Genomic DNA, 17,794 nt, shown 5'->3' on the forward strand with positions numbered 1-17,794 from the left:
CACCTGTTTTTGTTGTATTGGTGAGTGTGTTGAAGCGCGCATTGAGCTGGCGGTTGGCTGCCAGGTCCGTACTATGTCGCGCTTGCGACGGTGCAAAACGCTGCTCCGCCTGGACGACAACGATGGGAGGGTTTGCTTGAAAAACGTTAATCATTGGCCGACAAATCGTTTCCCTTCACATCGAAATAGACCGTCGTTATGCGTCTGCATAATCAACTCGGGGGTGCAGGAACTGGAGGCTCGCGGTCTGGACTTGCAGCGATTGCAAGCCGACTGGGGCGTGAGTTTGACCAGCCTGCGCCAGCCCCATGTGCGCCTGCCGGCGTTTCTTGCCCGACGCTTCTGGGAAGTGGCACGCGAACTCAGTGGTGATCCAGCCATCGGCCTTGCCGCCGCTCGCCAGAGTGATCCGGGACAGATGCTTGGTCTGGCCTATCTGATGCAACTGATGCCCAGCCGGTTTGCGTCGCTGGAAGAGTTGTCGCGCTACTGGCCACTGTGGACCGGGCACATGGCATTACACATCGAGGAAAAAAACGGGCTGTTGCACGTTGCCTTGCTACCCGGTCATGCCTTGTTGCCAGCAGTTGAAGAACTGGATTTCTGGGGCGCGCTGCAAATCCAGCACCTTAAAGGTTTGCCGGGTACCACCAATGCCATTCGCGAATTACGCCTTCGGCGTCCGCGACCAGAAAACCCGGAGCCCTGGCTGAACCTTGCCGCAGACCTGGTGCAGTTCGATGCCCCACGCGATGAGGTGGTTCTGGACATGGACGCTTTGCGTGAGCCACGCCCAGCCGGCAGTCCGGCCGTCTGCAATGCCCTGGCGAACTCGTTGAAGAATTATGCGACGCAAACCAGCCGTGAATCGGTGCTTGAAGCGGTGGCCAACATCGTGCTGGCTGATCTGGCGCACGCGCCTGGCCTGGATCAAACCGCCGAACGTTTGCACATAACCTCGCGCACATTGCATCGGGCATTACAGCGCGAAGGCTGGACATTCAACGCTATTGTTGAAATTCAACGACGGTACGTAGCGCGCGATTTGCTCTCGAACCCTGAGCTGACAGTGAGTGAAGTGGCTGAACGAGTGGGGTATCGAGAGGTATCAAACTTCAGTCGGGCCTTTCGCCGTTGGTATGGCATCAGTCCTGGTGCCAGGTCGTGATGGGCAAATCGCAGAAAAGCACTCTGGCACAGAGAAAATGAAGCCAAAGGAAAATCTTTGGCGAAATGCTCGCCCTGCAATTCACAGCTTGTAGCCAATCTGCCGCAGCAAGTTCTTGCGCCACAGAATGTCTTCATCACCTTCGATGTCATTGGCACAAAATCCATCCACTACGCCCAGGATTGCTCGCCCTTGCTGCGTCTCGGCGAGAATCACTTCGGTTGGATTGGCTGTTGCACAAAAAATACGGCATACCTCTGGAACCATTTTGATGGTGTTCAACACGTTCAGCGGATAGAAACCGTCACCCAGGAAGATGATGAAGCTATGGCCTGCGGCGATGGCTTTCGCATTCTTCTGTGCCAGTTCAATCATTGAGCTATCGGTGCCAGACCATCGCACCAGGCATTGGCCAGAGGCTTCACAAAAGGCCACGCCAAACTGGATCCCTGGCACGGTATTGACCAGCGCTTCGTGGATGTCCTCGACAGATTTGATGAAGTGCGTCTGACCCAGAATGAAGTTCGTCGCATCCGGCTTTTCGATTTTCAACGTGATGAGTTGCATTTCAAACACCTCCTTTCACGATGTTGCCAAGAGAGCCTGGCAACAAACCAAGCATAGCTACTCATTGGTTATTGCTGCGTCCTCTGTCTGTTTTTGGTCAATTGCTCAGCGCGTGCCCTGGACCTGATATCTGGTCGTTGACACTTGGGCTGACAGGACTAATCTAAGTGATGTGGGAATATTTCCCACGTTGCGATGCCGGCTGGCTCTGAGGGATCGTACGGAAACCGCAGTGGCTCGTTAATACTGCAGATTTATGGCTGTGCCGGTTGGCTGGCCGCTCCAATGGGCGGCCGGGAACTCACTGGACATTGCGTTCGATATGGAGGTGACGACGCAACTCCAAGCGGAGGTGCATCATGCTGCTCAAGAAATGTTTGTTGGCTCTGGCAATAGGCGGGGTCTTGTCTGCATCGACTGTTCTGGTGCCCGATTACATCGGCAGTTTCTCCAGCGTGTATGCCAAAGACGGCGGCAGCGGCGGTGGAGGCGGTGGCGGTCACGGCGGTGGCGGCGGTTCCGGAGGCGGTGGTCACGGTGGTGGCGGCGGTTCCGGAGGTGGTGGTGGTTCTGGAGGCGGTGGCGGTGGTGGCTCCGGAGGCGGTGGTCACGGCGGTGACGGCGGAGGCGGCCACGGTGGTGGCGGCAACGGAGGTGGTGGTGGCTCCGGCAGTGGAGGCTCCGGAGGCGGTGGTCACGGTGGTGACGGCGGAGGCGGTCATGGTGCAGCCGGCCATGGTGGTGACGGTCATGCAGGCCCTGGGCGTGGCGATGCTGACCATGGTGGTATGGCCGGGAACAGAGGCCCGGGCAATGCGCATGACAACGACGATGACCATGGTGGAATGGTCGGGAACAGAGGCCCAGGCAATGCGCGTAACGACGCGCGTGACAACGACGATGACAACGACGCGGATAACGCCGCAGATGCAGCCAGGGAAGCCGCAGAAGACGCGGGTGACGCTGCCAGGGAAGCCGCGGAAGACAGAGGCGCTGCGAGAAATGACGCTGATGTAGCCAGAGACGCGGCCAAGGCTGATGCAGATGCAGCCCGGGACGCCGCCAGAGCTAAGGCGGATGCAGCCCGGGACGCCGCCAGAGCTGAGGCGGATGCAGCCCGGGATGCCGCAAGAGCTGCTGGCGTACCGCGCGCAGATGCAGATGCAGCCAGAGACGCCGCCAGAGCTAAGGCGGATGCAGCCCGGGACGCCGCCAAGGCCGACGCAGATGCTGCCAGGGACGCAGCCAAAGCCAAGGCGAACGTAGCCAGAGAGGCTGACAAAGCCAAGGCGAACGCAGCGAGAGAGGCTGACAAAGCCAAGGCGAACGCAGCGAGAGAGGCTGACAAGGCCAAGGCGAACGCAGTCAAAGAGGCTGACAAAGCCAAGGCGAGGGAGGCCAAAGAGGATGTAGCGGACGCCCCGGATGCCCAGGACGCGCCGGATATCGACGCGGTTGAGGTAGAGAACTAGGCCTGTACGTTCGGTAACGAACACCACGGGCATACCCGTCGATGACGTCCCGGGAGTTTGAAGGATGTATCGGCAATGAGTCGCAAGCCCTGAAGAATCGCGGGGCTTGCGACTTTTTTTTCGAAATCTGTCGCAGGTCCGAAACACTGACGAGGATGACGGTGGAGGAGACGGAACTGGACGGGTAAGCAATTGCCAGCCGTTCACAAAACCCCAAACCCTCCTTTTTCCTGATCCAGCGGATGTAATGGGTTAGTCCGGCACGACAAAATGTGCCGGACACTTCCACCACCGGAATTTACTTGTTAATGGACACAATCGAGGCGCTGTTACCCTCCAGCCGGAAGGAAAACGATACCCGGTCTCCAGGCACCAACCCCGACAACTGATCTTGCGTCACGGAAAAGGCCATCGTCATCGGCGGCCATTGCAGGGCGGGAACGGCGCCGTGGGCGATCGTCACCGTATGCTTCGTAGTATCGATAGCCTTGATCGTACCTTCGGCATTGGAGACCGGAGCCTGTTTTGTTTCCTGCTTCATCTGCATGCCTTCCATGCCATCCATTTTCATGCCCGGCATGTCCTGCGCGTGGGCAGACAGTGATAGCGCGAATACGGTGCTTGCGACTGCAATCAGGGTGAGTTTCATACGACTTTTCCTTGAGGTGTGGTGGGTACAAGCAGAAGGTGCCGGCGGCGCATCAGGCGATACGCTGCCGGAATGACAAACAGGGATAGCAAGGGTGCCGTAACCATGCCGCCGACCATGGGCGCGGCGATACGGCTCATGACTTCGCTGCCGGTGCCGCTGCCCAACAGGATGGGTAGCAGACCGGCAATGATCACCGCCACAGTCATGGCCTTGGGGCGCACGCGCTGCACAGCGCCTTCACGAATCGCCGCAACCAGCCCGCGTTCAGTGCTGTCACCGAGGTCTTCACGTTCGGCCCAGGCGTTTTTCAGGTAGAGCAACATAATCACGCCGAACTCGGCGGAAACACCGGCCAAGGCGATGAAGCCGACCCCGGTGGCGACCGACAGGTTGAAGCCCAACAGATAGAGAAACCATGCCCCCCCAGTCAGTGCGAATGGCAGGGTGGCCATGATCAGCAGGGCCTCATCGAATCGGGCAAAAGTCAGGTAAAGCAACACGAAGATGATCAGCAGCGTGGCAGGCACCACCAGTTTGAGCCGTGCGTTGGCCCTTTCGAGAAACTCGAACTGTCCTGAGTAACTGAGGCTCATGCCTGGCTGCAACCGGACCTGTTCATTGACGACCCGGCGTAGATCGGCGACCACAGAAGCAATGTCCCTGCCGCGCACATCGATGTACACCCAGCCTGAAGGCCGTGCGTTCTCGCTCTTGAGCATCGGTGGGCCGTCACTGACCTTGACCTTCGCTACCGTGCCAAGGGTGATCTGGCTCCCCAACGGGGTGTAGATCGGCAGTTGCTCCAGGGCGCCGAGCGAGTCGCGCCACTCCCGTGGGTAACGTACGTTGATCGGGAAACGTGCGAGACCTTCAATGGTCTCGCCGACGTTTTCACCACCAATGGCACCGGCCACGATGGACTGCACATCGGCGATGTTCAGCCCATAGCGGGCGGCGGCTTTGCGGTCGATATCGACATCGATATAGCGGCCGCCAGTCAGCCGCTCGGCCAGGGCCGAACTGACACCGGGTACATCCTTGGCCACTCGCTCGACCGCCTGGGTGACCGCATCGATTTCCGTCAGGTTGGTGCCGGCAACCTTTACACCGATCGGGCTCTTTATACCCGTCGCCAGCATGTCGATACGGTTGCGAATCGGCGGTATCCAGATGTTGGTCAAGCCGGGCACGCGCACCACGCGATCCAGTTCTTCCACCAGTTTTTCCTGGGTCATACCGGCGCGCCATTGCTCATGTGGCTTGAACTGGATGGTGGTTTCGAACATTTCCAGCGGTGCCGGGTCGGTGGCGGTTTCGGCACGACCGGCTTTACCGAAGACGTGTTCGACCTCTGGCACGGTCTTGATCAAACGGTCAGTCTGTTGCAGCAGTTGCGCCGCTTTCTGCGCCGACAATCCCGGCAGGGCAGAAGGCATATAGAGCAGGTCGCCCTCGTCCAGCGGGGGTAGAAACTCGCCACCCAAGCGCGACATTGGCCATAGCGCGCTGACAAAAACCAATAGCGCGACCAGCAGCGTGATCTTCGGTCGACGCAAAACCGCGTCCAGGGCCGGCTGATAGATTCGAATCAACCACCGGTTCAACGGGTTCTGTTGTTCACTGGGAATTCGTCCTCGAATCCAGTAGCCCATCAGCACCGGCACCAAGGTCACTGACAATCCCGCCGCTGCGGCCATGGCGTAGGTCTTGGTGAAAGCCAATGGGCCAAACAGCCGTCCTTCCTGAGCTTCCAGGGTGAACACCGGAATGAACGACAGGGTGATGATCAACAGACAGAAGAAAAGCGCTGGTCCCACTTCAGCCGCGGCTTCGGTCATCACGTGCCAATGACGTTCACCCTTCAGTTCCTCTCCAGGATTGGCCACGTGCCACGCTTCAATCTTCTTGTGGGCGTTCTCGATCATCACCACGGCGGCATCGACCATGGCGCCGATGGCGATGGCAATCCCGCCCAAGGACATGATGTTGGCGTTGATCCCTTGGTAGCGCATGACGATGAAGGCAATCAGCACCCCCACCGGCAGCGAAATGATCGCCACCAGCGATGAGCGCAAGTGCCAGAGAAAGATCCCGCAGACCAACGCGACGACGATGAACTCTTCGATCAGTTTGTGGCTGAGGTTTTCCACCGCGCGGTCGATCAGCTTGCTACGGTCGTAGGTGGTGACGATTTCCACCCCGGCCGGCAGACTGCTTTTCAGTTCGTCGAGCTTGGTCTTGACCGCTGCGATGGTCTCGCGAGCATTCTTGCCGCTGCGCAAAATCACCACGCCACCGACGGTCTCGCCTTCGCCGTCGAGTTCGGTGATGCCACGGCGCATTTCCGGGCCCAACTGAATCGTGGCGACATCGCCAAGGGTCACCGGCACACCACCCGCACCCAGTTTTAGTGGAATCGCCCGAAAGTCATTGAGCGTCTTCAAGTAACCGGAAGCCCGCACGATGAACTCGGTCTCTGCCATCTCCAGCACGGCTCCACCGGTTTCCTGATTGGCCTTGCCGATAGCCTCGGTCACCGCGGCCTGAGTAAGGCCGAGGCTGGCCAGCTTCAGCGGATCAAGCTGTACCTGGTACTGCTTGACCATGCCACCCACCGTGGCCACCTCCGCAACGTTCGGCAGCGTCTTGAGTTCGAACTTGAGGAACCAGTCCTGAAGCGCGCGCAGTTGCGCCAGGTCGTGTCCACCACTGCGATCCACCAGTGCGTACTGGTAGATCCAGCCCACTCCCGTCGCATCCGGCCCCAACGCTGGCTTGGCGCTGGCCGGCAACCGACTTTGTATTTGACTCAGGTATTCCAACACCCGCGAGCGGGCCCAGTACAAGTCAGTGCCATCTTCAAACAGCACGTAGACAAAGCTGTCACCGAAGAAGGAGTAACCACGCACGGTCTTGGCGCCCGGCACCGAGAGCATGGTGGTGGCCAACGGATAGGTCACCTGATTCTCGACAATCTGTGGCGCTTGTCCTGCATACGGGGTGCGGATGATCACCTGCACATCCGAGAGATCTGGCAGCGCATCGATGGGCGTGCTCTGTACAGACCAAATACCCCAAGCCGTAACGAACAACGTCGCCAGTAGCACCAGGAACCGGTTGGCCACAGACCAACGAATGAGGGCAGCAATCATGGCTGGCCCCCCGATTTATCCAGGCGCTCGACACGCAAGCCATCGTCGGTCTGGCTCACTGCGACCCGAACCTTGTCACCCGCCTTGAGGCCCTGCATCAGCGCCGGACTGGCGAGTGGGAACGTCATCGTCATGCCAGGCATGCCCAGTGTCTTGAAAGGGCCGTGGGCGAGCGTGACTTCTTTTTCATTGATCTCAACGATCTGCCCATCCGCCTCATGCAAACCGGCGGCTGCTCCACTGGGTGGCGACTCTTCCTCCGTACGAGCAACAATGCCCTTGAGACTGGCCTCGGAATCGAGGAGGAACTGGCCAGACGTAACCACCTTCTGGCCTTCTTCCAGACCTTTCAAAATCGCCGTCTTGCCATCGCTTTCCTGCCCGGGTTGCACCTCCACCGGGCGGTAGCGACCGGCGTCTTCGGCGAGCATCACCAGGGCACGGCGGCCAGTGCGAATCACCGCTTCGCTCGGCACCCACAACACACTTTGCTCAGTTGCACGATTCAGGCGGACCTGCGCCGTCAAACCTGGTCTCAGGCGTCCGTCCGGATTGGGTAGCTCGACACGTACGCGAAGGGTGCGGCTGTCCGGATTGGTCTCGGGTAAAATCGCGCTGACCTTGCCACTGAGCGTTGCCCCTGGAAAGGCTGGCAAGCGCGCTTCGACTGCCTGCCCCATGGTGATGGCTCCGGCATCCGATTCCGGAACGGCCACGGCCAGCCAGACACTGCTCAAGCCATTGACGCGTGCCAGAGTCTCGCCAGCCGCCACGGTCATACCCGCACGTACGTTCAACTCTTGCAGCACGCCGCTGATGGGGCTGGTGAGGGTCAGGTTCGGTTGGACTTTGCCACTGCGCTCTACCTGGGTGATCAGCGCAACCGGCATTCCTGTGAGCCGCAGTCGTTGACGGGCCGCAGCCAACAGATCGGCATCACCGTTGCGCTTGAGGGCAAGGAACTCTGTCTGGGCAGCCGCCCACTCCGGCACCAGGATATCCGCCAGTGCCGCATTGGCGTTGAGCAGGTCACCGGGTGCATGGGCATAGACCCTCTCCACAAAGCCCGCTGTACGAGCTTGAATCACCGCGACATCCCGCTCGTTGAACGCCAGGACACCGGTCACGTCGAGGCTGGACTCAAAATTTCCACGAGCGACAGTCGCAAAACGCAGACCGAGATTCTGGGTCAGACCCGGATCGATACTGACGGTCGCACGATCCCCGACGCCGCTGGCGTACTGGGGGACCAGTTGCATGTCCATGAAAGGCGACTTGCCCGGCTTATCGAACTTTTGCTGCGGGTACATGGGGTCATACCAATACAGAGCCTTGCGTTCATCCGGTGAATTGAGGCTCTGCTCCGGGGCGGTACTTGGTATTTCGCTCATGCGCTGGTGAGCGAGCCAGTAGCCACCGGCAACACCCAATGCCAGCGAGATGCCAACCAGCAATACCCGGTTCCATTTTTCAAGGATCATTGGCTGGACTCCCCATAAGCAAAAAACAGACGCGCACTGGTCAGGGCTCGTTGCTCCTCCACATCGATCTGTTTGAGTCGGGCTTCGATGAGTTCTCGTCGGGCGGCAACAACGGCGTTTAGATCGCCCTTGCCGGCACGGTAGCTGGCCATGCTGAGATCGACCTTTTCCCTGGCCAGCGGCAGCAGGCTTTCCTGGTTGCGGCTTACCGCACGATTCAGGCGCTCATAGTCAGCCAGTTCGTTTTCCAGTTGCTGAGTGTGCTCGCGTGACAGGGCTTCGCGCTCAGCCTCAAGCTGGTTGAGTTCAGCCTGTTTGGCTGCGATTTTGGGGTTTTGCCGGGAGTCAGGAAACAGCGGCAAGTCCCAGGACAATTGCACGCTGACCATGTCGCCGAACTGGCGATCGCGATGTTGATAGTCAAGCTCCCAACTCCAGTCTGACTTTTTCTCCGACTCGGCTTCACGAACCTTGGCTTGCGCTTCGCGGGTCATCGGCGCAAACGCGGCCAACTCGGGGTGGTGTTGCAGTTTATGGGTGTAGCTTGAGGAATCGACAGGCCACTGCGGCAAGCTGCCCACAGGCTTGTCGTTGGCGGCGGAGCCAATCCAGCGTTTGAGGGCCGCTCGGGCCTGCGCTCTCTGGAGAACCAGATCGTCCTGTTGCTCCGCCAGTCGAGCCGCTTCTTGCTTGGGCGTCACCGCATCGGCGGGTTGAGCGCGGCCACCGGCAATCTGGGCCCGGACGGTATCGGTCAGCAGACGGTTTTCTTTGTAGAAGTCCTGGAACAACGCATCTTTGCGCTCGACCGAGTAGCTGCTGATCCAGGCCAATGCCGTGGACTGGCGCACGTTCAGTCGTGCAACCCGACGCTCGGCGGCAGCGCGATCAACGGCGGCGTTGGCGACCTCGATGCGAGCTTTGCGTTTGTCACCGTTGGGCATCTCTTGCCTGACCCCGACCATTTGCATGGTCATGAAGTCGTCGTTGATGCTCCAGCGATCCGGGCCACCGATGGGGTAGTTCTGCACACCTGCCAGTAACTTGGGGTCGGGTAATTCACCCGCTGGAATAGCCGCACTGCTGGCAGCCTGAATCTTTGCATCTTGAGCAGCCAGCGACGGCGCATTGTTTTCGGCCAGCCGCAGCGCTTCATCGAGTGTCAATGCGGCAGCGAAGCTCGGCAATGCCAGTACGCTTGCCGCCAGACCGGCCACGAGGGACCAACCTGTGCAATAGCACTTGGAGTTCATGTTTACGATTCCTGTGATCATCCACTGCACGCGTCAAAAAGACATGCGCGCAGCCAGTCCATCCCGCTAATGCGGAATGAGGCTCAATGTTGGACAGGAATCAAACGCGAGGCGGTCGCCATACCCCGGACGAGGTTTGTACGGGCAGGGAATCACTGAAGAAGGAAACCACTACGGGGCTGAACACGGTGACAGGAGGCTTGAGGATCGAGACTTGCAGCATGCCGCCAGTCTTGCATTCCTGGCCCGGCTTGCAGGGCTTGCCATGCTCTGTCGGGCTTTTCATGTCGTTGCAGCAGTCCATTCCCATGTCATCCATCATCGCCATGCCCATTGTCTTCATCGGGCACGGTTCTGTGGGCGCCTGAACACCCGCCATCCCGCTGAGGGGAAGCACCAGGCTAATCACGAAAATGAGGCAAAACCGCAGGTAGCGTTTCATGGGCTGGAGTGTAGTGGCTGAAATGGGCTCTTACAATTGGATGGATGTTCTCACAGCCTGCCGAAGGCCCTGACTCAGGCGATATCACCGTATCTGTATTAAGCCAGCATTATCGCTGACAGAGGGTTTACGCAGCAGGTGCAATGACCCACAAGCGACATGCGTTGAAATTTCCTGCCGCAATCCAGCCTATCCATGGTGGTTTGTGCGAAAGACCGCACGGTTACCTGAGGTTTTTGCACGAATCTTCACGCTGGAGGTCGCACCAGACCGCAATCAGCAAGAAGCGGGCGTTGGATGCCCATCGCTCACTTTTTTGCTGGTTTGCCGCTGGCAGGGATGTGCAGGTACGACATCACGCTTTCAGTCAGTTCGGTTGCCAGTTTGACCGCTTCTTTATTGCGCGCCATCACGCCGGCGACCAGGCCTTCGATCAAGGCCAGTACGGCGATGTTGGAACTGGTCAGCACCGGGTGATCGCAAGGCGCAAACAGCGTGTGCTGGGCAATGCCGGTGAGCGGCGAGGCAGGTGAGTCGGTAATTGCCAGCACCGATGCGCCGCGTTCATTGGCGAAGCGTGCCAGTTGCAGGGTGTCGAGGGAGTAGCGCGGCAGGGCGATCGCCAGCAGCACGTCCTGGTCGGTGATTGCGGCCAGGCGGTAAGCGGCGTTTTCGTTACCACCCTCCATGCTGATGGCCGTGGCGTCCGCACAGAAGGGCATCAGGGTCGACGCGGCGAGGCCGGCGAAGTAGACACTGTTGCCAAAGCCCAGGATGTAGATTTTGCGCGCTTTGATCAGGCGAGTGACGAATGCTTCGAAGGTGTCGGCGTGGTTGTTGCTCGCCGCAGTGGCCAGGTTGCTGCTGGCGCTCTGCAGTTGTTCATGCAGGCCAAACGCGCCGCCGGGGCGATGGGCAAGTTCGTTGCGCAGCTTGTCGACCGGCGACACCATCTGCTGCAACGTTGCGACCAGCTCGGCCTTCATGCCGCTGTAGCCACCGAGGTCCAGGGCTTTGGCCAGACGGTTGACGGCGGCGGGTGAGGTCAATGTTTCGTGAGCCATCTCCTCGATGGTCAGCGTCGCGGCCTTGAGCGGGTGACGCAGGATAAAGTCCGCGACCTTGCGCAGTGACGGCGGCAGATCGGAAACGATTTCCGTCAGTTTGCGCATGACCGGCGCGGCATAGACAGTGGTGTCTTTCGATGGGGTGGGCATATCCGGCTCAACATTTCCTGAAGGTGAGAGAAGGGCTGTGCCTGATGCCCTGACAAGGTTGGCCGGAGTGTATCCGAAGCCAACCTTGTCTGGGCAGCGCCGAGCAGTGCATGGGTGGGGGGCGGCGTTACTTCAGGCTCCCGGCCAGAAACTGCCGGAGGCGTTCGGACTGCGGGTTGACCAGCACTTCACGCGGGTCGCCGCGCTCTTCGACCATGCCCTTGTGCAGGAACACCAGTTGGTTCGAAACCTCGCGGGCAAAGCCCATTTCGTGAGTCACCACCACCATGGTGCGGCCTTCCTGCGCCAGATCCTGCATGACTTTAAGCACTTCGCCGACCAGTTCGGGGTCGAGGGCCGACGTCGGCTCATCGAACAGCATCACTTGCGGTTCCATCGCCAGTGCGCGGGCAATGGCCACGCGCTGCTGCTCGCCACCGGACATATGCGCCGGCCAGGCGTTCATGCGGTGCGCCACACCGACTTTGTCCAGGTAGTGCTCGGCCTTTTCCCGTGCCTCTTTCTTGCCCAGGCCCAGGCCCAGCACATGCACTGGCGCTTCCATGACGTTTTCCAGAGCGCTCATGTGTGACCACAGGTTGAAGTGCTGAAACACCATCGATAGTTGCGAGCGCATGCGTTGCAACTGTTTGGGTTCGGCCGCCTTCAGTCCGCCGAGCTTGTTGGCCACCAGCTTGAGCGGTTCGCCATTGAGCACGATATTGCCCGCATTGGGTTGCTCCAGCAGGTTGATGCAGCGCAGGAACGTACTTTTACCAGAGCCACTGGAGCCGATGATGCTGATCACGTCACCGGCCTGTGCCTGCAGGGAAACGCCCTTGAGCACCTGATGCGCGCCGTAGCTTTTATGCAGGTCTCGAACTTCAAGTTTGTACATGGTTTGAACTCTCTGGAGTCAGTCGCTGAGCAAGCGACCCTGGCGAATGGGGGTGACGCCTGCAACCTTGGCCAGCCACAATCCAGGCTGGGCAAAGCGCAGCCGTTCGCGGGCATAGAGAATGCCGTCGGTGCTGGCGCTCACCACGCTATGGCGGTCGGTCAGCGGGTCGATGACTTCGAATAGCGGATCGCCGACCTTGACCCGGGCGCCCAGCGGTTGCAGAAAACTCACCACACCCGGGTGGGGCGCACAGGCGTACTGCGCGCCGGCGAATGGCATGGCCTGGCAATGGCTCGGCGGTGCCGCTGGCCATTCACCGCTGATCAGGCCTTGTTCGGCGAGATACCCGAGAATGGCTTGGGCACTGTCGAGGCATTGCTCGCGTTCGGTGTCTGCCATGCCCCGCAATTCGATGGTGGTGGCCGCACACGCCAGGGGAATATTGGCTTCGGGAAACAGCTCGGCCAGGCGTAACCATGCAATGGCGCAGGCTTCGTCGAAGGCACTGCCGCCCGCATCTTCGGCCAATAACGTGACCCCCGCGCCGAGGCGAGCGGCCAGTGATTGCAAGCGTGGCCAGATTTGTGGCATCGCATACATCAACATGATCGATTCGAAATCGCAGTGCAGGTCCAGCACCACATCGGCGTCACAGGCATGCTGCAGCAACAGGCGGCGCAGGCCGTCGAGTTCCGAGGTCGGTGCCGGCATGGCGACCAGGGCATCGATCATGGCGCGGCGGATGAGTGCGATGTTGGCATCGGCATCGTCGCCCAATCGGCCTTCCAGCAGTGGCGCAATGGCATCGACCAACACCGGGAAGTCGCGATTGAAATTCTTGCCGCTGGAGAACTCGAAGCGCCCCTGATGGGTGGCCTGGAACATCTGGGCGATACCGATCGGATTGGCCATGGGCACCAACTCGATCACCCCGCTCAGGCGGCCTTGGGTTTCCAGTTCCAGAAGACGGCGCTTGAGCTCGACGGCAACGCGCATCCCCGGCAATTCGTCGGCATGCAGTGACGCCTGGATGTAGGCCTTGCGCGGTCCGCTGCCAAAACGAAACAGTGACAGCGTTCGCTCGGTGCCCGAGGCACTCCACGGCAACAGGTATTGAATGTGCTCCATAGCAGCTCCTTAGTGCTTGCGCGGTGCCAGGTACGCCAGCCAGCGGCGCTCGGCCAGCTTGAACAGGCGCACCAGGATGAAGGTCAGTGCGAGGTAGATGAGGCCGGCGGTGATGAACGCCTCGAACGGTAGATAGAAGCGTGAGCTGACCGTGCGCGCGGCCCCGGTGATATCGACGAGGGTGACGATGGAGGCCAGGCTGGTGGTTTGCAGCATCATCAGCACTTCGTTGCTGTATTGCGGCAATGCCCGGCGCAAGGCCGATGGCATGAGAATGCGGCGATACAGGGTCAGGCGTGACATGCCCATGGCCCTGGCGGCTTCGATCTCGCCAGGGTGGGTGGCTTTCAGACTGCCGGCCAGCAGCTCGGCGCTATAGGCGCTGGTGTTGATCGCGAAGGCCAGGCAGGCGCAAAAGGTGGCGCTGGACAGGTAAGGCCAGAGCACGCTTTGGCGCACCGCTTCGAACTGCGCCAGGCCGTAGTAGATCAGGAACAATTGCACGAGCATCGGCGTGCCGCGAATCACGTAGGTATAGAGCCAGGCCGGGAAGTTGATCAGCGGCGATCGCGACACTCGCATCAGCGCCAGTGGCATCGCCAATACCAGACCCAGCGCCAGGGAAATGAGCAGGACTTTGAGGGTCAACAAGGCGCCATTGAAGTACAGCGGCAGGTTTTCCCAGATCAGGTTGTAGTCGAGAATCATGGGTGGCTCCCCCTCACAATTCGGCGGCTTTGATGCCGACCGAGTAGTGTTTTTCCAGATAGCGCAGCACCAGCAAGGACAGGCTGGTGAGCATCAGGTACAGCGCTGCCACCGCGAGGAAAAACGTAAATGGCTCGTGTGTGGCATCCGCTGCGTTCTTGGCTTTGAACATCATGTCCTGCAAGCCGATCACGGAGATCAGCGCAGTGGATTTGGTCAGCACCAGCCAATTGTTGGTGAACCCGGGGATGGCGAAGCGAATCATCTGCGGCACCAGGATTCGCCAGAACACCTGCGCACCGCCCATGCCATAGGCCACGCCAGCCTCGGCCTGACCCTTGGGGATCGCCATGAAGGCGCCACGAAAGGTTTCCGAGAGGTAGGCGCCAAAAATGAAGCCCATGGTGCAGACGCCGGCAATAAAGGGGTTGATGTCGATATAGCGGGTGTAACCGAGCGCCAGGGCAATTCGGTTCACCAGATCCTGGCCGCCGTAGAAGATCAGCAGGATCAGCACCAGGTCTGGAATGCCGCGAATCAGGGTGGTGTAGCTTTCCCCGAGCAGGGCCAGCCATTTGAGCGGTGACAAGCGAAAGGCCGCGCCGATCAGGCCCAGGGCAATCGCCATGGACATGGACGTCAGGGCCAGGTTTATGGTCAGCCAGGCGCCATCGAGAATGCTCGATCCGTAGCCGTGAAGCATGATGAAGTTCCTCAAGCGAGCGCCGCGAGGCGCGCAAGACAAGCCCCAAGGGACGCCTGCAATGGGCCGGCGCCGGGTCTTGGGTCAGGGGTAAGGCTTACTCGCCGTAGATATCGAACGCGAAGTACCTGGCCATCACTTGCTGGTACTTGCCATTGGCGCGAATGGCGTCAATCGCCGCACTCAGGCGCGCAACGTTGGCACTGTCGCCTTTGCGCACGGCGATCCCGGCGCCTCGGCCAAAATATTTCGGGTCGTTGATGTCGGGCCCTGTGAGCGCGAAGCCCTGGCCGGCGGGTGTCTTGATGAAGCTCTCATCGGTGTTGACGATGTCGGCGAGGGTGGCGTCCAGACGACCCGAGGCGAGATCGAGGAAGGCTTCATTCTGTGAGCCGTAGCGCACCACGACGACGCCGGCTTTTTCCAGTTGCTCGGTGGCAAAACGATCGTAAGTCGAGGAGCGTTGCACCCCGACTTTCTTGCCCTTGAGGTCCACCAAGGGGTCATTGATCACGTTGCCGGCCTTCATCGCGAACTTGCCCGGCGTGTGGTAGTACTTTTTGCTGAAGTCCACGGACTTCATCCGGTCTTCGGTGATCGACATCGACGACAGCACGGCATCGATCTTGCGCACTTTGAGCGACGGGATCATGCCGTCGAACTCCTGAATGACCCACTCGCACTTGACCTTCATTTCTTCGCACAAGGCGTTGCCGATGTCGTAATCGAACCCGCTGACGTTGCCTTCGGGTGTCTTGAAGGAGAAGGGCGGGTAGGCGGCTTCGATACCGATACGCAGGCTGTCTTCGTCGGCATGTGCCAGGAGGCTGAAAGCGCATAGCGCCAGAGCACCTAGAAGTTCTGTCTTGTTCATATTGTTGACTCCCTGGAGGCATTTGGGGGAAACGGATGCCCGCCATCCGGGTTGGCGCGGTGGATCAGTCCTGTGATCGGCGAGGCTATAAATGACACAATAAAAATCAATATGCAAGATAACTGAAAATAAACATGTCAGATTGAGGCGTGATGATGCTCCAAATGGGTCAGGTTGAAGTTGTTGCCCAACCCATGCGTCAGATCCTGATTCTGTTTTTTTGAACTCGGGCTGAACGCACTTATCCAAAAAATGTGGGAATGTTTCCCGCGCAACGATGCCAACTGGCTTTCAGGGATCGTGCGGATACCGCAGTGGTTCGATAATGCTGCAGATTGATGGCCGTGCCGGTTGGCCGGCTGCTCCAATGGGCGGCCGGGAACTCACTGGACATTGCGTTCGATACGGAGATGAGTACGCAACTCCATGCGGAGGTGCATCATGCTGCTCAAGAAATGTTTGTTGGCTCTGGCCATCGGCGGAGTCCTGTCGGCATCGACTGTCCTGGTGCCTGATTACATCGGTAGTTTCTCCAGCGTGTATGCCAAGGATGGCGGCAGCGGTGGAGGCGGTGGAGGTCACGGTGGCGGTGGCGGCGCTGGAGGTGGTGGTCACGGTGGTGACGGCGGTGGCGGTCACGGTGCTGGCGGCCATGGCGGAGAGGGTGGCGATCATGGCGCTGCAGGCCATGACGGCGACGGTCATGGAGGTCCGGGGCGCGGCGATGCTGACCATGGTGGTGTGGCCGGGAACAGAGGCCCGGGCAATGCCCATGACAACGACGCTGACGACGCTGATCACGATGCCGCCGATGCAGCCAGGGACGCTGCGAGGGCTGATGCCAATGCAGCCCGTGATGCGGCCAGAGCGACTGCGGATGCAGCCCGTGATGCGGCAAAAGCCACTGCAGATGCCGCCCGGGACGCCGCCAGGGCTGACGCGGACGCCGCCCGGGATGCCGCAAAAGCTGCTGGCGTAGCGGACGATGACGCAGACGCCGCCAGAGACGCTGCCCGTGCCGCTGCAGATGCAGCGAGGGACGCGGCCAAGGCCGACGCAGATGCCGCCAGGGATGCTGCCCGGGCTACCGCGGATGCCGCGAGGGACGCGGCCAAAGCCGAGGCGAAGGAGGCCAGAGAGGCCGCCAAAGTTGAGGCGAAGGACGCCAGAGAGAATGTGGCGGACGCCCCGGATTTCGACGCGGTTGAGGTCGAGAACTGAACCTGCACGTTCGCAATGAACACGGCAGGCATACCGTAGAAAACGTCCCGGGAGCTTGAGGGACGTATCGGCAAAGAGTCGCAAGCCCTGAAGCGTCGTGGGGTTTGCGACTTTTTTTCGGCTTTCGAGCCTGGGGGAACATTTCTACAGTCAGATCGACCGCTGATTCACGCGCTGAGTCAGTTCCTCTGCGGACTCTTTGCGCTCCGAGTAGCGGTCTACCAGATCGGGGCGATCCCGTAGCAGCAGGGTAAACTTCACCAGTTCCTCCATGACGTCCACCACCCTGTCGTACAGCGACGAGGGCTTCATGCGATTGGCCTCGTCAAACTCCAGAAAAGCCTTTGGCACGGAGGATTGATTGGGGATGGTGAACATGCGCATCCAGCGCCCCAGCACACGAAGCTGATTCACCGCATTGAAGGACTGGGAACCGCCGCAGACCTGCATGACCGCGAGGGTTTTTCCCTGGGTCGGGCGAACGGCGCCCAACGCCAACGGCACCCAGTCGATTTGCGCCTTGAACACCGCAGACATAGAGCCGTGGCGCTCTGGCGAACACCAGACCTGGCCTTCGGACCACTGCATCAGTTCGAGCAGTTCCTGGACTTTCGGGTGATCGGAGGGCGCGTCGTCCGGTAGCGGCAGGCCTGATGGATTGAAGATCCGTGTCTCGGCACCGAAGTGTTCGAGCAAACGGGCTGCTTCCTCGACCAGCAGGCGACTGAACGAGCGCGCACGGGTCGAGCCGTATAGCAGCAGGATGCGTGGCTTGTGCTGATCGTCGCCTCCATGGGCGATGGGCTGGGTCAGTGACGTGTCGAGATTGGGCAGGGGATGGGTCATGGGGGCTCC

16 protein-coding genes are annotated in these 17,794 nt (G+C 60.0%); 3 read left to right on the forward strand and 13 right to left on the reverse strand.

From position 1 onward, the window contains the following. Positions 1-73: 73 nt before the first annotated feature. Positions 74-1,168 (forward strand): helix-turn-helix transcriptional regulator, encoded by a 1,095-nt coding sequence (locus VC35_RS12765; protein WP_080925305.1) that lies wholly within the window; start codon positions 74-76, stop codon positions 1,166-1,168. An 81-nt stretch (positions 1,169-1,249) separates the two neighbouring features. Here the strand turns inward: VC35_RS12765 and VC35_RS12770 are convergent, their stop codons facing one another. Continuing rightward, complete coding sequence (locus tag VC35_RS12770) at positions 1,250-1,735, reverse strand: adenosine-specific kinase (RefSeq protein WP_046040441.1); 486 nt, start codon at positions 1,733-1,735, stop codon at positions 1,250-1,252. An 845-nt stretch (positions 1,736-2,580) separates the two neighbouring features. Between VC35_RS12770 and VC35_RS29980 the strand changes: the two genes are divergently transcribed. Beyond that, on the forward strand, positions 2,581-3,207 hold the full coding sequence (locus VC35_RS29980; protein WP_185754773.1) for a hypothetical protein: 627 nt from the start codon (positions 2,581-2,583) through the stop codon (positions 3,205-3,207). A 298-nt stretch (positions 3,208-3,505) separates the two neighbouring features. Here VC35_RS29980 and VC35_RS12785 read toward each other — a convergent pair whose 3' ends face one another. The 11 genes from VC35_RS12785 to VC35_RS12835 form a co-directional block, all read right to left on the reverse strand. Next, positions 3,506-3,856, reverse strand: a complete 351-nt coding sequence (locus VC35_RS12785; RefSeq protein WP_046040442.1) for a copper-binding protein — start codon at positions 3,854-3,856, stop codon at positions 3,506-3,508. Continuing rightward, positions 3,853-7,011: an efflux RND transporter permease subunit gene (locus VC35_RS12790; RefSeq protein ID WP_046040444.1), complete on the reverse strand. Its 3,159-nt coding sequence runs from the start codon at positions 7,009-7,011 to the stop codon at positions 3,853-3,855. Before VC35_RS12790 ends, VC35_RS12785 begins: the two co-directional genes overlap by 4 nt. Beyond that, positions 7,008-8,492, reverse strand: a complete 1,485-nt coding sequence (locus tag VC35_RS12795; RefSeq protein WP_046040445.1) for an efflux RND transporter periplasmic adaptor subunit — start codon at positions 8,490-8,492, stop codon at positions 7,008-7,010. Before VC35_RS12795 ends, VC35_RS12790 begins: the two co-directional genes overlap by 4 nt. Next, positions 8,489-9,745 (reverse strand): TolC family protein, encoded by a 1,257-nt coding sequence (locus tag VC35_RS12800; protein ID WP_046040446.1) that lies wholly within the window; start codon positions 9,743-9,745, stop codon positions 8,489-8,491. The genes VC35_RS12795 and VC35_RS12800 overlap by 4 nt, the downstream gene beginning before the upstream one ends. Before the next feature lie 100 nt (positions 9,746-9,845). Next, positions 9,846-10,187, reverse strand: coding sequence for a hypothetical protein (locus tag VC35_RS12805; RefSeq protein WP_046040447.1), 342 nt, complete (start codon positions 10,185-10,187; stop codon positions 9,846-9,848). Positions 10,188-10,495: 308 nt separating this feature from the next. After that, entirely contained in the window at positions 10,496-11,404 is a 909-nt protein-coding gene (locus tag VC35_RS12810; RefSeq protein WP_046040448.1) for a MurR/RpiR family transcriptional regulator, read from the reverse strand. A 127-nt stretch (positions 11,405-11,531) separates the two neighbouring features. Next, positions 11,532-12,302: an ABC transporter ATP-binding protein gene (locus tag VC35_RS12815; RefSeq protein WP_046040449.1), complete on the reverse strand. Its 771-nt coding sequence runs from the start codon at positions 12,300-12,302 to the stop codon at positions 11,532-11,534. An 18-nt stretch (positions 12,303-12,320) separates the two neighbouring features. Further along, positions 12,321-13,433: a succinylglutamate desuccinylase/aspartoacylase family protein gene (locus VC35_RS12820; RefSeq protein ID WP_046040451.1), complete on the reverse strand. Its 1,113-nt coding sequence runs from the start codon at positions 13,431-13,433 to the stop codon at positions 12,321-12,323. A gap of 9 nt (positions 13,434-13,442) precedes the next feature. Continuing rightward, on the reverse strand, positions 13,443-14,141 hold the full coding sequence (locus VC35_RS12825; protein ID WP_046040453.1) for an ABC transporter permease: 699 nt from the start codon (positions 14,139-14,141) through the stop codon (positions 13,443-13,445). Positions 14,142-14,154: 13 nt separating this feature from the next. Then, entirely contained in the window at positions 14,155-14,844 is a 690-nt protein-coding gene (locus tag VC35_RS12830; protein ID WP_046040455.1) for an ABC transporter permease, read from the reverse strand. 97 nt (positions 14,845-14,941) lie between these two features. Further along, positions 14,942-15,718, reverse strand: a complete 777-nt coding sequence (locus VC35_RS12835; protein WP_046040456.1) for an ABC transporter substrate-binding protein — start codon at positions 15,716-15,718, stop codon at positions 14,942-14,944. A gap of 441 nt (positions 15,719-16,159) precedes the next feature. Between VC35_RS12835 and VC35_RS12840 the strand changes: the two genes are divergently transcribed. After that, complete coding sequence (locus VC35_RS12840) at positions 16,160-16,939, forward strand: hypothetical protein (RefSeq protein WP_046040457.1); 780 nt, start codon at positions 16,160-16,162, stop codon at positions 16,937-16,939. Between the two features lie 150 nt (positions 16,940-17,089). On the opposite strand, the gene arsH is transcribed toward VC35_RS12840, so the two are convergent. Continuing rightward, positions 17,090-17,785, reverse strand: a complete 696-nt coding sequence (gene arsH, locus VC35_RS12845) for an arsenical resistance protein ArsH (RefSeq protein ID WP_046040458.1) — start codon at positions 17,783-17,785, stop codon at positions 17,090-17,092. Between the last annotated feature and the right edge of the window lie 9 nt (positions 17,786-17,794).

The sequence above is a fragment of the Pseudomonas fluorescens genome (assembly GCF_000967965.1).
In the GTDB taxonomy this organism is placed as follows: domain Bacteria; phylum Pseudomonadota; class Gammaproteobacteria; order Pseudomonadales; family Pseudomonadaceae; genus Aquipseudomonas; species Aquipseudomonas grandcourensis.

Bases quoted from the DNA above. Each gene is read 5' to 3' on its own strand.
- VC35_RS12770 (WP_046040441.1), bottom strand. From the start codon at position 1,735: ATGCAACTCATCACGTTGAAAATCGAAAAGCCGGATGCGACGAACTTC.
- VC35_RS29980 (WP_185754773.1), top strand. From the start codon at position 2,581: ATGGTCGGGAACAGAGGCCCAGGCAATGCGCGTAACGACGCGCGTGAC.
- VC35_RS12815 (WP_046040449.1), bottom strand. From the start codon at position 12,302: ATGTACAAACTTGAAGTTCGAGACCTGCATAAAAGCTACGGCGCGCAT.
- VC35_RS12810 (WP_046040448.1), bottom strand. From the start codon at position 11,404: ATGCCCACCCCATCGAAAGACACCACTGTCTATGCCGCGCCGGTCATG.
- VC35_RS12820 (WP_046040451.1), bottom strand. From the start codon at position 13,433: ATGGAGCACATTCAATACCTGTTGCCGTGGAGTGCCTCGGGCACCGAG.
- VC35_RS12765 (WP_080925305.1), top strand. From the start codon at position 74: ATGTCGCGCTTGCGACGGTGCAAAACGCTGCTCCGCCTGGACGACAAC.
- VC35_RS12785 (WP_046040442.1), bottom strand. From the start codon at position 3,856: ATGAAACTCACCCTGATTGCAGTCGCAAGCACCGTATTCGCGCTATCA.
- arsH (WP_046040458.1), bottom strand. From the start codon at position 17,785: ATGACCCATCCCCTGCCCAATCTCGACACGTCACTGACCCAGCCCATC.
- VC35_RS12825 (WP_046040453.1), bottom strand. From the start codon at position 14,141: ATGATTCTCGACTACAACCTGATCTGGGAAAACCTGCCGCTGTACTTC.
- VC35_RS12800 (WP_046040446.1), bottom strand. From the start codon at position 9,745: ATGAACTCCAAGTGCTATTGCACAGGTTGGTCCCTCGTGGCCGGTCTG.
- VC35_RS12840 (WP_046040457.1), top strand. From the start codon at position 16,160: ATGCTGCTCAAGAAATGTTTGTTGGCTCTGGCCATCGGCGGAGTCCTG.
- VC35_RS12835 (WP_046040456.1), bottom strand. From the start codon at position 15,718: ATGAACAAGACAGAACTTCTAGGTGCTCTGGCGCTATGCGCTTTCAGC.
- VC35_RS12830 (WP_046040455.1), bottom strand. From the start codon at position 14,844: ATGCTTCACGGCTACGGATCGAGCATTCTCGATGGCGCCTGGCTGACC.
- VC35_RS12790 (WP_046040444.1), bottom strand. From the start codon at position 7,011: ATGATTGCTGCCCTCATTCGTTGGTCTGTGGCCAACCGGTTCCTGGTG.
- VC35_RS12805 (WP_046040447.1), bottom strand. From the start codon at position 10,187: ATGAAACGCTACCTGCGGTTTTGCCTCATTTTCGTGATTAGCCTGGTG.
- VC35_RS12795 (WP_046040445.1), bottom strand. From the start codon at position 8,492: ATGATCCTTGAAAAATGGAACCGGGTATTGCTGGTTGGCATCTCGCTG.